A 12,758-nucleotide genomic window follows, 5' to 3' on the forward strand; every position below is an offset into this window, starting at 1 on the left:
TGACTACTACAAAAAAGTATTTTTATCTTTATAATTAATTTGCTATTAATTTATTATGAAAATTAAAGACTTTCACAACACTAGTAACTTACACTACATGAAGTACATTTTTTGTCTGGTTTTTGTCTTTTTGCAAATCGGCATCAGCTATGCTGTTGTAGGAAAATATCCCATTCAAAATTTTATGCCTTCCGACTACAAAGCCGGAATACAGAATATTGATTTTGCACAAAACAGGGATATGACTTTGTTCGTCGCAAACAACCTCGGTATCCTTTCCTACAATGGTAAATCTTGGGAGAAGCATGCCTTTCAAACGGGTAAAAAACAGCGCTCCCTGGCATTCGACAAACAAGCAAACCGTTTGTATTTTGGTTCCCAGGGGGTATTCGGCTACTTTGATGGCGACTGGAACATGGTTTCGCTTAAGGACAAAATACCACAGTCTTCTCCCGATTTCGATGAAGTATGGGACGTTTTCCTGCTCAACTCAAAAGCCTATTTTTGTACCTTCCAAGGCATTTACATCTATGATGGCCGGACCATTTCGGTACTTTCCCATAAAGATGGGTTCAACCGAAGCTTTCAGACCAATGGAAAATTATTTGCCCAAAGCAAGCAGGGGCAACTTTTTGAGATAAAGGACAAGCAACTCCTCACTCCTGCTTACTTACCCAGTTTGAGTAATGAAACCATTGCTGGAGTCATCTCACAGGACGGTGGATACCTTTTGATTTACAATTCGGGGAAAATCGATTTTGCCACTTCATTCGGGGTTGAGAGCAAATACACCGCTTTGAGCAATGCATTGCAGGGCAAGTACGTCAACCATGTTCTTCAACTATCTGATAACCGTCTGGCCATTTCTACCCAGACGGCTGGCATGTTTCTTTTCGATTTACAAAAACAATCCATCGAAAACATCACAACCCAGGATGGCTTATTGTCCAACGCCTGTTTGCGCGCCTTTCAAGACTATTCCGGAAACCTGTGGGTGGGCATGCAAAACGGGATTGCGCTCATCGACATTAATTCCCCGATGCGCTTTGTTAACCAGGAAATCAACATTCAGGGCAGCGGGTATGAAGCATACCAAAGGGATGAGGGCACCTATTACACTACATCGGGCGGCATCTACTTCTTGGCTAAGAATGCTGGCCAAAGCGTATTTCTTAAAGGAACGGAAGGCCCTGCATATGGGATGCAAAACATCTCCGGAAAATTGTATGCCGGGCATCACACCGGACTTTTCCTACTGGCAAATGGGACCGCTAAGCGGATTGCCAATACACATGGATTGTGGGTAGTAAAACAGTTGCAATCTAACCCGGGTTTTGCCATCGGTGGCACCTACTCAGGCTTGTATCTTTTCAGGATGAATGCAAAAATGGAGCTTGAGGTGGTCGGAAAAATCTCCGGTTTTAATGAGTCGAGCCGTTTTTTTGAAGAAGACCGACAAGGAAAAATCTGGGTAGGGCAGTTCTACAAAGGCTTGTATCAACTGTCATTGTCAGCTGATTTAATGGCAGCAGCTGTGCACAAAATTTCTGCCAGTCAGGGACTCCCAATGGATGAGCAGATTATTTTGAGCCGAATTGACAACGAGCTGTATCTGGGCACCCCCAAAGGAGTGTACAAAATAGATCAGTCAAAGAATCGCATCGTAAAGTCGGAAACTTTTTCTACCGTTATCGGGGAACACCAGGTCTATTTGATGGTACAGGACAACCAAAAGAATGTCCATGTTTATACAGATGACATCGCTGGTTTTTTTAAACAAATCAGTGTCGACAACTATACATTTGTGCCGTCCTCTTTGTTTCGCTTGCGTTACTCTTTCAACAACGATTTGCTGAATGTTTCGACGCATACCGACAATGGCGTGTTGTTCAATGCCAACGAAGGCTTTATCCAGTACCGCGCCGAGTTAGAAAACCTTTTGGCTGCTGAAAAACCCTTGATAGTAAGCAAAGTAATCAATGTGGCTGAAGACAGCATTTTGTATGAGCGAAAACCCTTTGGAACAAAGTTGGAAAACCCGGTGCATTTGACGGTTTCGTATCGGGCCAAAGTATTGCAATTCGAAGTGGAGGCCTTTCAGTTCAATGAAGTGAACAACCAGCAGTTTCGTTATTTCCTGAAAGGTTTTGATGAGGGTTACGGCGAATGGACTTACGCTACGGTCAAGGAATACACCAATCTTAAGGAAGGTACATACGAGTTTAGGGTACAAACCAAAAACTTTCTGGGACAGATCATCACGAGTCAGCCTATCTTTTTAAAAGTAAAACCGCCGTTTCACCGGAGCCTGCTGGCCCGGATTTTATATGTGGCATTGGGTGTTTTGTGCCTGCTGATGGTGTCAAAGCTACAAAAGCGCCGTTACAAGTTGAGGGCACAAAAAGCAGAAGAGGCGAAACAACAAGAATTGATGAAAAAACAACAGGAATTGATCGACATAGAACATCAAAAGGAGCAGGCAGTACGACAAATAGAAGAGGATAAGATGAAAAGTGAACTGCAGCACCTCAATAGTTTGCTGGCTGCTTCGACCATGAATTTGGTGGTGAAAAACACCTTCATGGAAACCATCAAAGAAGAATTGGAAGAAGTGAAGCAAAAAGGGAAAAGTGTGGAAACAAAGCAGGCATTGGAGAAAATCGTGAGGGAAATTGATACTTCGTTAAGGCTTCAGGAGGACTGGAATCAGTTTGAATATCATTTTGACCAGGTTCACGGAGACTTTCTGAACCGCCTCAGGGAGCACTTCTCCGATCTCACCCCCAATGAGCAAAGGCTTTGCGTCCTGTTGCGGCTAAACCTGAGTACCAAGGAAATCTCCAACCTCATGAGTATCTCTCTCCGGGGGGTGGAAATTGCCCGTTACCGCCTCCGCAAAAAATTGGGACTGGACTTGGGGCAAAATTTGTCGAAATTTATTTTGGAGTATTGAAACACGAATCATCTCGAATTTTCAAAATAATTCCCAAGCCACATAATTTTCACAAAGAAAGCACAAAGAAACACAAAGCGAAGCGTTGTCTACCTCTAACTTTGTGTTCTTTGTGCCCTCTTTTTTTCCTTTGTGATAAAAAAATGTCGCATTTGTAATGCTTTAAGAAATTTGGGATGACGAACTCAGCCCTTATGTTGGAAGGTAATATCTTTTTCTCAACCAAAACGCCACATTCACCAACGCAATCAGGGCTGGCACTTCCACCAATGGGCCAATCACCCCAACAAAAGCTTGTCCACTATTGATGCCAAAAACGCCAATGGCTACCGCGATGGCCAACTCAAAGTTGTTGCCCGCCGCTGTGAATGCTATCGAGGCGTTTTTAGCGTAATCCGCACCGAAGGCTTTCCCGATGAAAAAGCTCAGTAAGAACATGATGGCGAAGTAAATCACCAATGGCACCGCAATGCGCAATACATCCAGTGGAATTTGTACAATCAGTTCCCCCTTGAGACTGAACATCACCACGATGGTGAAAAGCAGGGCGACCAGGGTAATGGGCGAAATGAAAGGGATAAACTTGTTTTGAAACCATTCTTCCCCTTTGACTTTAATCAAGGTATACCGACTGATTATCCCAGCGAGGAAAGGAATACCCAGGTAAATGGCCACACTTTCGGCGATTTGGGCGATGGTGATGTTGACATCCAAACCTTTCATGCCAAAAATCGGCGGCAAAATGGTGATGAAGAAATAGGCATATACACTGTACAACAACACTTGAAAAACGCTGTTCAATGCCACTAAACCCGCCGCGTACTCGCGGTTGCCTTCCGCCAGCTCGTTCCACACAATCACCATGGCAATGCAACGCGCCAGTCCGATCAGGATCAAACCAATCATGTATTCAGGTTGGTTGCGCAAGAAGGTAATCGCTAACAGGAACATCAGGATGGGGCCAATCACCCAGTTCAGGAGCAGGGAGGCGGTCAAAATCTTGGTGTTGCGGAATACTTCCCCCATTTTTTCGTAGCGCACTTTGGCCAAGGGTGGATACATCATCAGGATCAGCCCAATGGCCAATGGGATATTGGTAGTCCCTGAGGAAAAGGAATTGATGAAATTGGCGGAGGAGGGAAAAAAATAACCGATGCCTACGCCAATACCCATCGCCAGAAAAATCCAAAGAGTTAGGTATTGGTCGAGGAAGCTCAGTTTTTTGCGTTCGTGCGCGGGCGCACAGTCGTTGGCAGACATGTTTTTAGGTTAAATGGTATTGAAAAATTAGATTTCGGGCGAATTGATTATCAGGGAATTATTAGGCAACGACTAGCGGCAGCGCCGCCAAAACGTCTGTAGCTTTAATGCATGGTACCTGATTAAAGGTGCAGAGCACCGTAACTCCTGCTTCTTTGTTGCGGTGCTCTGCACCTTTATCCCAGAATTCGGCAATTTAGACTACAGACGTTTAGCGGCTCTGCCGCTGGTCGTTGAGCCTAAGAATGCTTAGTTTCTTGATGATCAATTCGCCTCAAGTTTATTGAAGGTACTGCTTAGCAAAATCCCCGAAATACACCTTAATCACTTCGCGCACTTCCCGAAATTGCTGCATGATTTCCTCCTCGCTCCCCACTGCCTTAGCCGGATCGGGAAAATTGTGGTGAAACTTTTGTGCTTTGCCGGGGAAAATGGGGCAACGCTCGTTGGCGTTATCGCATACCGTGATCACGTAGTCGAAATCTACATCCAGGTATTCATTGACGTTGTTAGAGGTATGCTGACTGATGTCGATACCATCTTCTAACATAGTTGCTATGGCGCGGGGATTTACGCCGTGGGTTTCCACCCCGGCGCTGTACACTTTTACTTTGCGACCATCGGTTAAATGCTCCAAATACCCGTGGGCAATCTGGCTACGGCAGGAATTGCCGGTGCAAAGGACAAGGACGTTTTTGTGACTCATTTTGGTGGGTATAAAAAGATTAACAATTACAGGGAAAATCATGAATGGTCAAGGCAAACAAAGCTTCAAATTGCCCTTTGATGGCTCGCCACTTCTCCGTATTTAAACAGTAATTCACATTCAAACCACTGATCTCCCCCTTGATCAGTCCCGCATTTTTTAACTCCTGCAAATGCTGGCATACCGTAGCCCGGCTCAGCGGCAGCTCATTGGCAATATCCCCGGAAATGCAAGTTTTTTGCGCAGCCAAGAGCTTGATGATCGCAATCCGCGCAGGGTGGGAGAGGAGCTTGGCAAACAGCGCTAACTCTTGTAATTCAGGATCAAATTCGGCAGTTTTGGCGTGCATGCAGTCAATTTTAGTTTGTATGTCGTAAACATACGAATTAATGCGCCTACTTTTATACTTTTACTAAAAATTTAACCTAGACTTAATGTACCATGAGCCTTTTTAGATCAAATTTTGATTGACTTCGTCTAACACCTAACGTAGTGCATAACTTTCTAAGGTGCCCCTAAGGTGAACTGAGGTGCCTCAGGTGGTGAAAAAGAAAAAAATCCCTGCGAAGCAAGGCTCCTACAAAAACTCCTTCTCTAAATGTTCTCAACCCAAATCCGTCCCACTAAACCCAAAAGGCAACAAATCCCCAATCGACTTAAAACTATACACTTTTCCTTCTGGCCCTTGAATCAACATAGTGATCGGTGCCCCATTCCGTTGCTCATTTTCCCAAATCACCTGCCGGCAAGCCCCACAAGGTGAAACAAAAATGTCTTCTTTTGCAGCAACAACGGCCATCGCTACCATTTTTTGGGAAGGATACTGTATATTTGCCACCGCTAAGGCATTTCGTTCGGCGCACAAACAAAGCGGGTAGGACGCATTTTCCTGGTTGGCACCCGGTATTTGGGTACCATCTTCCAGCAAAATGGCAGCACCCACTTTGAATGAAGAATACGGCGAATACGATAGGTCTAACGCTTTTTTTGCGCAGTCCAACAACTCTTGATACTCTGGCGGAAGTTCTGTCGTTGATGCATAACAACGATAGTCTACTTCCAATTTCAACTCTACCATCAGCGCAATTGGTTTACATCAGGGCATGCCCAAAACAAACATGCCTTTAGTTCAAAAATATACCATATGAACAACATTCTGATCATCGGAGCCGGACTTTCTTCCAGTTCACTGATCAAATATGTATTAGAACAAGCCGCAGTGCGGTCTTGGTTCGTTACGGTTGCAGATGCCCAACTGGAAAACGCCGAAAAAAAAGTAGGAAACCACCCCAATGGTCGTGCAGTATGGTTGGACGTGATGAAGGTCAATGACCGCCGTGAACTAATTGGCCGAGCCGATGTGGTCGTGTCCATTCTGCCCGCACACTTGCACCTCGAAGTTGCACACGATTGTGTAAAGCTCAAAAAGCACCTGATCACTGCATCGTATGTTTCCCAGGAAATGTACCGCCTGGGCGACGAAGCCCGCGATCGGGAACTGATCTTTATGGGTGAAATGGGCTTGGACCCCGGCATCGACCACATGTCGGCGATGAAAGTAATCGATGAGATCAAAGAAAGTGGGGGCAAAGTCACCGCTTTTCGCTCCTATACGGGTGGCCTGATTGCGCCCGAAAGTGACGACAATCCCTGGCACTATAAAATTACCTGGAACCCTCGGAATGTGGTGTTAGCAGGTCAAGGGACTGCCCAGTACCTGGAAAATGGCCGTTTGCGCTACCAACCTTACCACCGATTGTATAAAGAATGCCGCACCATTGATATTCCTGAAGTGGGCAAAATGGAGGCTTACGCCAACCGCGATTCCCTCTTGTACCGCGAGGCTTACGGATTGGGGGATATTCCCAATATTTTGAGGGGGACTTTGCGCTACCCCGGCTTTTGTGAAGCTTGGGATGCTTTGATCCAGATCGGTCTGACGGATGCCGACTTCCCAATTTTGCACTCTGGCGAAATCTCCTACCACGAGTTGATGGATGCCTACGTGGATCAACACATTGGTGGTTCGGTCAAAGAGCGGATTGCCCAGATGTTGAACGAAGACATCAATTCCCCCATCATGAAAAAACTGGAATGGTTGGGCGTCTTCAGCAAGAAAAAAATCAAACTGCCCAATGCCACTCCTGCCTTGATCCTGGAGCACCTGCTGCGGGACAAGTGGAAACTCAAGCCGACCGACAAAGACATGGTGGTGATGCACCATGAATTCGAATACGAGAAAAAAGGTGAAAAACGCATCCGTACCTCCACCATGTCCCAAAAAGGGGTAAATGCCGATGAAACAGCTATGGCGCAAACCGTAGGTTTACCGATGGCCATCTTTGTCAAACTGGTGGTAGAAGGCAAAATCAAGTCACGCGGGGTGCAAATTCCGGTGATGAAGGAGGTATACGAGCCCGTGTTGAGTGAGTTGGAACAGTACGGGATTGTGTTTAAGGAGATTGATCGGAAGTTGTAGGGGGCTATTCCTTTGTTATGACTTCTTGAATACAATTGATTAATGAGGGCTCCAATCCCGAAGTGTCGAAGCTTCGAGGTTGGAGCCCTTATTGTTTTGGTGAAATAGTAGGCTTTGGCTATGATTTTTGTCGCCAGGACAGTTTATCGAATACCATTTACCGAAAACATTGCACGAAGAAATTTTTCAAGGGCTCGGTAACAATCGTTTCACCCGCTGCCCCAATCGCATCGTTGATGCCTTCATGGTCGTATTGATTGGCGGTAACTTCACTTACCGAAATACCAACACTTTTTAATTTACTGATAAAATCATTCGCGTAAGTGATACGGGTATTGGTACCCCGTTTGGCGATGAAAAAATTGGGATAGGTAGTGCCATTAAACAGGTTATTGATCGGAGAGGCTTCCATCCAAAAAGTGTTGTTTTGCCCAAACGCATTGAGATAAACCTGATTGTTTTCCTTGCAACGCGCAACTACATCATATCCTTCCGTATCGATGCAAGCTACTCCTTTCAGTGCGTTCAGGTTTAGGCCACGGGTAGGCAGAAACTGTTTGCTTGTTCCGGTCAAAGCCACCAGGTGGGCCCCTGCACTATGTCCTAAAAGAGCCATTTTTTGAGGATTTCCGCCATAACGGCTGATGTTGTCGTAAATCCATTTGATGGCATCGGCAACGTCGTTGTTATGGGTAGGGTACATCACCCTATTCGGATCGGTGCTATAGGTTTCCGGGCTTAACCGATAATTTACACTGACCAGGATGTAACCCAAGGCCAAAAACAAATTTTGTTTATTGGTCATTTTATTGCCCTTGTCGCCAGTGGCAAAACCGCCGCCATGAACGTAAATAACTACGGGTTTTGATGCCTTGCCTTCTCTGTAATGGTACACATCAAGGCTTAATAAATTGGCATCTACACCATTCAATACTTTGTACTGAAGGGTGGTTTTGAGGTAGGTTTGGAGGCCAGGGTCAACCATGTTGTCACTTTTTTGGCAACTGGCCAAACCGATAGCAAAAAGTAGGCAGGAAATGGAATAGAAGATTTTTTTCATGCTACGGGCTTTCATTTTACCCATAGACAGCCTTACAGGGCCAAGGTTTAATCATCAGATTTAGCACGATGACCCTTTGGGCGCCTTTTACCTGAATTGAAAATCCTTACTGCCGCTTAAAAAACGCCCAAGCTTCCACATGCACATCAATATCACCCGGGTAATCATGTTTCCCCCCAATTACTTTCAGCAGTGTCACTTCTGGTTTTCCTTTTGCCTGGAACTGATACCGCTCAATCGTCTTCCCATCCTTGGGATCGGTATCGGGTAAGGTTGTTTTTACGGGCTCGCCAGTGTATCCAGCCAAAGCAGACCAATACTGAAAGCTACTTTCCGTTGAGCGCATCAATCCCATATTGACGCCACCTCCCAGTTTGATTTCGCCACCTTCCCAACGATTTAAAGGGTCTGCTGTCCCATTGACAATCATTACTGGTTTGGCCACTTTTTTATCGATACAGTCAAAATTACTCGGGTCGGGCAAACTGGCTACGATGGCGGTAATGGCCTTTATTTTTTCCGGCATGGTCATAGCCAATTTGTAAGCCATATGGCCACCGCCACTGGTACCCACTACAAATACATTTTTTGCATTGATCCGATAATGTTTTTTGAAGTAGTGGATCATGGCTTCAAAAAAGGCCTCTTCATTGATGTTTTCAAGATTTGGGGGGCTAGTAGCGGCTTTACGACACTCGTTCCAGTAGCGTTTGTAGCCATCGGGATAGACTACAATAAAATTTTCACTGCTGGACAATTTATCCAATTTGCTTGCGCCTGCCATCATTTGTTTGCCATTCCCGCCGGAGCCATGGAGCACAAAAATGAGACTCTTGTTCTTTTTGTTGTTTTCGGGTCGGTTGAAATGAAAACGGCGGAAGTTTTTTTCAATCTCAATCGAATCACTGATCACTTGAGCGGATGCTGTCAAGGAAAACAAACAGCAACACAGTAGTAAAATTGAAGGCATAAGGAATTTCATCCGTAGAGAAGGTTTCTGTGCTTGGTATAAGTATGATTTTAGCTGGGGCAAATATACTTTAGCCAACTAGGACTATTTGGGAATGCGGTTTTTTCGATAAGAATTCTTCACCGCGATTTTCCCATTTTTGAACGTAAAGAGATCACACCCCGTTACTTCAACCCTTGTTCCATCTGATTTTGTCCCTGAAAATGTCCATTCGGAAACCCCTCGGTCTCCAACGATCAGGTGCCTAGGATTGGACCAGCGGGCGTCTGGGAAAGTTTTAAATACGTTCTCAAATGCTTTCCGAACTTCAGCTTGACCTTGAAATGTCTCACCTTCAACGTTGGGACCCGCGGAAGCTTGGAAAACACAATCATCGGTCATGGCGTTCATGATTGCGTTAATGTCATGTGCATTGAATGCATCCGCAAAAGATTGCAAAAATGCTTCATTGACAACCGATGATTGAGCCATGGTCAAAATTGAAATTGTTGAGAAAATTCCGATTAATAATGGTTTCATTGCGAATGATTGAAATCTAAGTAATTTTCTGCTTTATACTAAAGCGTAAATTACAAATTTGCTGCGGGTCGAAATGTATCGCTCAGGCTTTTCTTAACTTTTATTTTTTATGTACCAAAGACTCAACTTAAGCCACTACCTCACCCTCCCTCGAGTTTACCTTTTCTATCAGCTTCTCCGCCAAGGAACGATGCTTCTCATCGCTATCCTCCTTACCAAAAGCGGCCTGGGCACCGCCGCCATCGGCCAATACGAACAAGTTTGGTTCATGGGTGGCGCGCTGAGTTTTTTCTGGATGATTGGTTTGCAACAAGGCTTATTGAATTATTATCCCCGTCTCGATGCCAAGGCTCAACCACAACTTTTGGCTTTAGCGGTGACCGCCTATTTTTTGATCAGTGGAGTTTTATTGGGAGGCTTGAGCTTATTTCCCACCGTGCTTTTGCCCATCTTTAGCGGCCAAAGCAGCTTACCCTTTGCCAGCATCGCCCTTCTGTTTTTGTTTTTTTACCTGCCAACCCTTTTGACAGATACTTTGTATGTGTTGTTAAAAAAGCCAGTTGAGCTTTTGGGGTATGGAATCCTGAGCTTTGGGGGCCAATTGTTGGTCGTTTTGTTGCCTGCATTTTGGGGTTGGAGCGCGGGTGCGATTGTGTTGGGTTTGCTCTGGCTTACTTTTTTCAAAGCACTGTGGTTGATTGCTTTAGCATTTAGATTCGGCCAATGGAACTGGGAATGGCTACAGGTGAAAAGTTGGTGGAATGCCTCCTTTTACCTGATGATTTATTCTGCCATCGGCGGTTACATCACCGTGTTCAATGCCTGGATTGTGAATTGGTATTATACAGGCGACGAACTTCAATTTGCCCTGTTTCGCTACGGTGCGCGGGAATTGCCAGTGTCCCTGGCTCTGGTGGGCGGGCTGAATGCCTTGATTTTGCAAAGAGCAGCCACTGATTTGCAGGGCACCATGCCAGAAATTCGGCTACGTTCCACGCGTTTGATGCATTTTTTGATGCCTTTTACGATTCTATTGATGCTGAGCTCCCGCTGGTGGTTTCCGGCCTTGTTTAATGCTGATTTTTTGGCAAGTTTACCTGTGTTCAACACCTTTTTGTTGCTGGTGATTTCCCGGGTGGTTTTTTCTTTCCCGATCCTCAACGCATTGCAAGACAAACGCATCACTTTGATTGGAGCCTGTAGTGAAGCTGCGTTTAATGTGATTGCTTGCTTTATTTTGGTGCCCATCTGGGGCTTGTTGGGCATTGCCTTGGCCAATTTTCTGGCTTATGGCCTGGAAAAACTAATTTACGGCATTCACTTATCCCGTCGTTATGGCATTGCTGTAAATGCCTATTTGAACCTGCCAGTTTGGGGGCTATACAGCCTTTTATTGATTCTTGCCTGGCTTTTTCAAATTAAGTTTGGATAAATTCTTCTTCACTGAAACCTTTGCGCTAGTTTTGCGTCTTAACTTGGCTTGTCAACTGACAAACTAGCTTTCATCGTTAAAATCCATTGAAAAATGTCCAAAGTACTCATCATTGGCGCGGGTGGGGTAGGCCGGGTTGTGGTCTACAAATGCGCTCAACATCCTGAAGTATTCTCCGAAATCCTGGTCGCCAGCCGCACCCAATCCAAGTGTGACGTGATTGTCAACGATGTAAAACGCGACACTGGGCATCAACACATCAGCACTGCAGCAATTGACGCTGAAGATGTGCCTGCATTGGTGGAACTGCTGCGCAGTTTTCAACCAAAATTGGTGATCCACGTGGCCTTACCTTACCAGGATTTAACCATCATGGAGGCCTGCCTGCAAGCGGGAGTCAATTACCTGGATACCGCCAACTACGAGCCTAAGGACGAAGCCAAATTCGAATACTCCTGGCAATGGGCCCTGCAAGACCGATTCAAACAAGCGGGTTTGACTGCCATTTTGGGTTGTGGTTTTGACCCCGGAGTAACGGGTGTGTTTACCGCTTACGCCGCCAAACACTACTTCGATGAAATGCACTACCTCGACATCATCGATGCCAATGCAGGTAGCCACGGCAAAGCCTTCGCAACCAATTTCAACCCGGAAATCAACATCCGTGAGGTCACTCAAAAAGGGCGCTACTGGGAAAATGGCCAGTGGGTGTACACTGAGCCGCACGAAATCTGGAAAGACATCAACTATCCCAACGTCGGCCCTAAACGTTCTTACGTGATTTACCACGAGGAACTGGAATCATTGGTGAAAAACTATCCATCGCTCAAAAGAGCCCGTTTCTGGATGACCTTTGGCGATGAATACCTCACCCACCTGCGCGTCATCCAAAACATCGGTATGGCGGGCATTGAACCGGTGAAGTACAAGGGCATTGACGTGATTCCGTTGGAATTCCTGAAAGCCGTACTGCCCGATCCCGGCGATTTGGGTGAAAACTACACGGGCCAAACCTCCATTGGTTGCCGCATTCGAGGCATCAAGGATGGCAAGTTGCGCAACTACTACATCTGGAACAACTGCCAGCACCAGGATGCCTACAAAGAAACGGGTACCCAAGGGGTTTCTTATACCACTGGCGTTCCTGCCATGCTAGGTGCCAAAATGTTCCTGGAAGGCCACTGGGGTGGCGCAGGTGTGTTCAACGTAGAAGAATTTAATCCAGATCCTTTCCTCGCTGAATTGGGTAAAGTTGGTTTGCCTTGGCATGAGGAGGTAGACGGGGATTTGGAATTTGAATACTAAAATCTCACATTACGCAGTAAGCAGCTTCGCTGCTTGTTTTTGTAACCGCGACGGCGCGACGGTGCGACGACTCA

At 45.7% G+C, this 12,758-nt stretch carries 11 protein-coding genes; 4 read left to right on the top strand and 7 right to left on the bottom strand.

What is annotated here, in order from left to right:
• Positions 1 to 97 precede the first annotated feature (97 nt).
• Positions 98 to 2,953, top strand: a complete 2,856-nt coding sequence (locus ACO08K_RS22670) for a triple tyrosine motif-containing protein (protein ID WP_421798758.1) — start codon at positions 98 to 100, stop codon at positions 2,951 to 2,953.
• A 192-nt stretch (positions 2,954 to 3,145) separates the two neighbouring features.
• On the opposite strand, the gene arsB is transcribed toward ACO08K_RS22670, so the two are convergent.
• The 4 genes from arsB to cdd all read right to left on the bottom strand — a co-directional run bounded on the left by arsB (position 3,146) and on the right by cdd (position 5,997).
• Complete coding sequence (arsB, locus tag ACO08K_RS22675) at positions 3,146 to 4,213, bottom strand: ACR3 family arsenite efflux transporter (RefSeq protein WP_421798759.1); 1,068 nt, start codon at positions 4,211 to 4,213, stop codon at positions 3,146 to 3,148.
• A 280-nt stretch (positions 4,214 to 4,493) separates the two neighbouring features.
• A complete protein-coding gene (locus ACO08K_RS22680) occupies positions 4,494 to 4,919 on the bottom strand; it encodes an arsenate reductase ArsC (protein ID WP_421798760.1) in 426 nt (141 codons plus the stop codon).
• Positions 4,920 to 4,938: 19 nt separating this feature from the next.
• Positions 4,939 to 5,268 (bottom strand): ArsR/SmtB family transcription factor, encoded by a 330-nt coding sequence (locus tag ACO08K_RS22685; RefSeq protein ID WP_421798761.1) that lies wholly within the window; start codon positions 5,266 to 5,268, stop codon positions 4,939 to 4,941.
• A gap of 255 nt (positions 5,269 to 5,523) precedes the next feature.
• Positions 5,524 to 5,997 (bottom strand): cytidine deaminase, encoded by a 474-nt coding sequence (gene cdd, locus ACO08K_RS22690; protein WP_421798762.1) that lies wholly within the window; start codon positions 5,995 to 5,997, stop codon positions 5,524 to 5,526.
• A gap of 66 nt (positions 5,998 to 6,063) precedes the next feature.
• Here cdd and ACO08K_RS22695 point away from each other — a divergent pair, with 66 nt between their 5' ends.
• Entirely contained in the window at positions 6,064 to 7,398 is a 1,335-nt protein-coding gene (locus tag ACO08K_RS22695) for a saccharopine dehydrogenase C-terminal domain-containing protein (protein WP_421798763.1), read from the top strand.
• A 157-nt stretch (positions 7,399 to 7,555) separates the two neighbouring features.
• On the opposite strand, the gene ACO08K_RS22700 is transcribed toward ACO08K_RS22695, so the two are convergent.
• The 3 genes from ACO08K_RS22700 to ACO08K_RS22710 form a co-directional block, all read right to left on the bottom strand.
• The gene (locus ACO08K_RS22700) at positions 7,556 to 8,458 is read right to left on the bottom strand and encodes an alpha/beta hydrolase (protein ID WP_421798764.1); all 903 of its coding nucleotides are present in this window, start codon (positions 8,456 to 8,458) and stop codon (positions 7,556 to 7,558) included.
• Between the two features lie 106 nt (positions 8,459 to 8,564).
• Positions 8,565 to 9,440 carry an alpha/beta hydrolase family esterase gene (locus tag ACO08K_RS22705; protein ID WP_421798765.1) on the bottom strand — a complete coding sequence of 292 codons (876 nt, stop codon included), beginning with the start codon at positions 9,438 to 9,440 and terminating at the stop codon, positions 8,565 to 8,567.
• Positions 9,441 to 9,512: 72 nt separating this feature from the next.
• On the bottom strand, positions 9,513 to 9,947 hold the full coding sequence (locus tag ACO08K_RS22710) for a nuclear transport factor 2 family protein (RefSeq protein ID WP_421798766.1): 435 nt from the start codon (positions 9,945 to 9,947) through the stop codon (positions 9,513 to 9,515).
• A 190-nt stretch (positions 9,948 to 10,137) separates the two neighbouring features.
• Between ACO08K_RS22710 and ACO08K_RS22715 the strand changes: the two genes are divergently transcribed.
• Both ACO08K_RS22715 and ACO08K_RS22720 read left to right on the top strand, forming a co-directional pair.
• Entirely contained in the window at positions 10,138 to 11,379 is a 1,242-nt protein-coding gene (locus ACO08K_RS22715; protein WP_421798767.1) for a lipopolysaccharide biosynthesis protein, read from the top strand.
• Positions 11,380 to 11,472: 93 nt separating this feature from the next.
• Complete coding sequence (locus ACO08K_RS22720) at positions 11,473 to 12,684, top strand: saccharopine dehydrogenase family protein (RefSeq protein ID WP_421798768.1); 1,212 nt, start codon at positions 11,473 to 11,475, stop codon at positions 12,682 to 12,684.
• Positions 12,685 to 12,758: the final 74 nt, after the last annotated feature.

The sequence above is a fragment of the Haliscomenobacter sp. genome (assembly GCF_965225875.1).
GTDB lineage: Bacteria > Bacteroidota > Bacteroidia > Chitinophagales > Saprospiraceae > Haliscomenobacter.

Bases quoted from the DNA above. Each gene is read 5' to 3' on its own strand.
- ACO08K_RS22695 (WP_421798763.1), top strand. From the start codon at position 6,064: ATGAACAACATTCTGATCATCGGAGCCGGACTTTCTTCCAGTTCACTG.
- ACO08K_RS22710 (WP_421798766.1), bottom strand. From the start codon at position 9,947: ATGAAACCATTATTAATCGGAATTTTCTCAACAATTTCAATTTTGACC.
- arsB (WP_421798759.1), bottom strand. From the start codon at position 4,213: ATGTCTGCCAACGACTGTGCGCCCGCGCACGAACGCAAAAAACTGAGC.
- ACO08K_RS22715 (WP_421798767.1), top strand. From the start codon at position 10,138: ATGCTTCTCATCGCTATCCTCCTTACCAAAAGCGGCCTGGGCACCGCC.
- ACO08K_RS22670 (WP_421798758.1), top strand. From the start codon at position 98: ATGAAGTACATTTTTTGTCTGGTTTTTGTCTTTTTGCAAATCGGCATC.
- ACO08K_RS22700 (WP_421798764.1), bottom strand. From the start codon at position 8,458: ATGAAAAAAATCTTCTATTCCATTTCCTGCCTACTTTTTGCTATCGGT.
- ACO08K_RS22720 (WP_421798768.1), top strand. From the start codon at position 11,473: ATGTCCAAAGTACTCATCATTGGCGCGGGTGGGGTAGGCCGGGTTGTG.
- cdd (WP_421798762.1), bottom strand. From the start codon at position 5,997: ATGGTAGAGTTGAAATTGGAAGTAGACTATCGTTGTTATGCATCAACG.
- ACO08K_RS22705 (WP_421798765.1), bottom strand. From the start codon at position 9,440: ATGAAATTCCTTATGCCTTCAATTTTACTACTGTGTTGCTGTTTGTTT.
- ACO08K_RS22685 (WP_421798761.1), bottom strand. From the start codon at position 5,268: ATGCACGCCAAAACTGCCGAATTTGATCCTGAATTACAAGAGTTAGCG.
- ACO08K_RS22680 (WP_421798760.1), bottom strand. From the start codon at position 4,919: ATGAGTCACAAAAACGTCCTTGTCCTTTGCACCGGCAATTCCTGCCGT.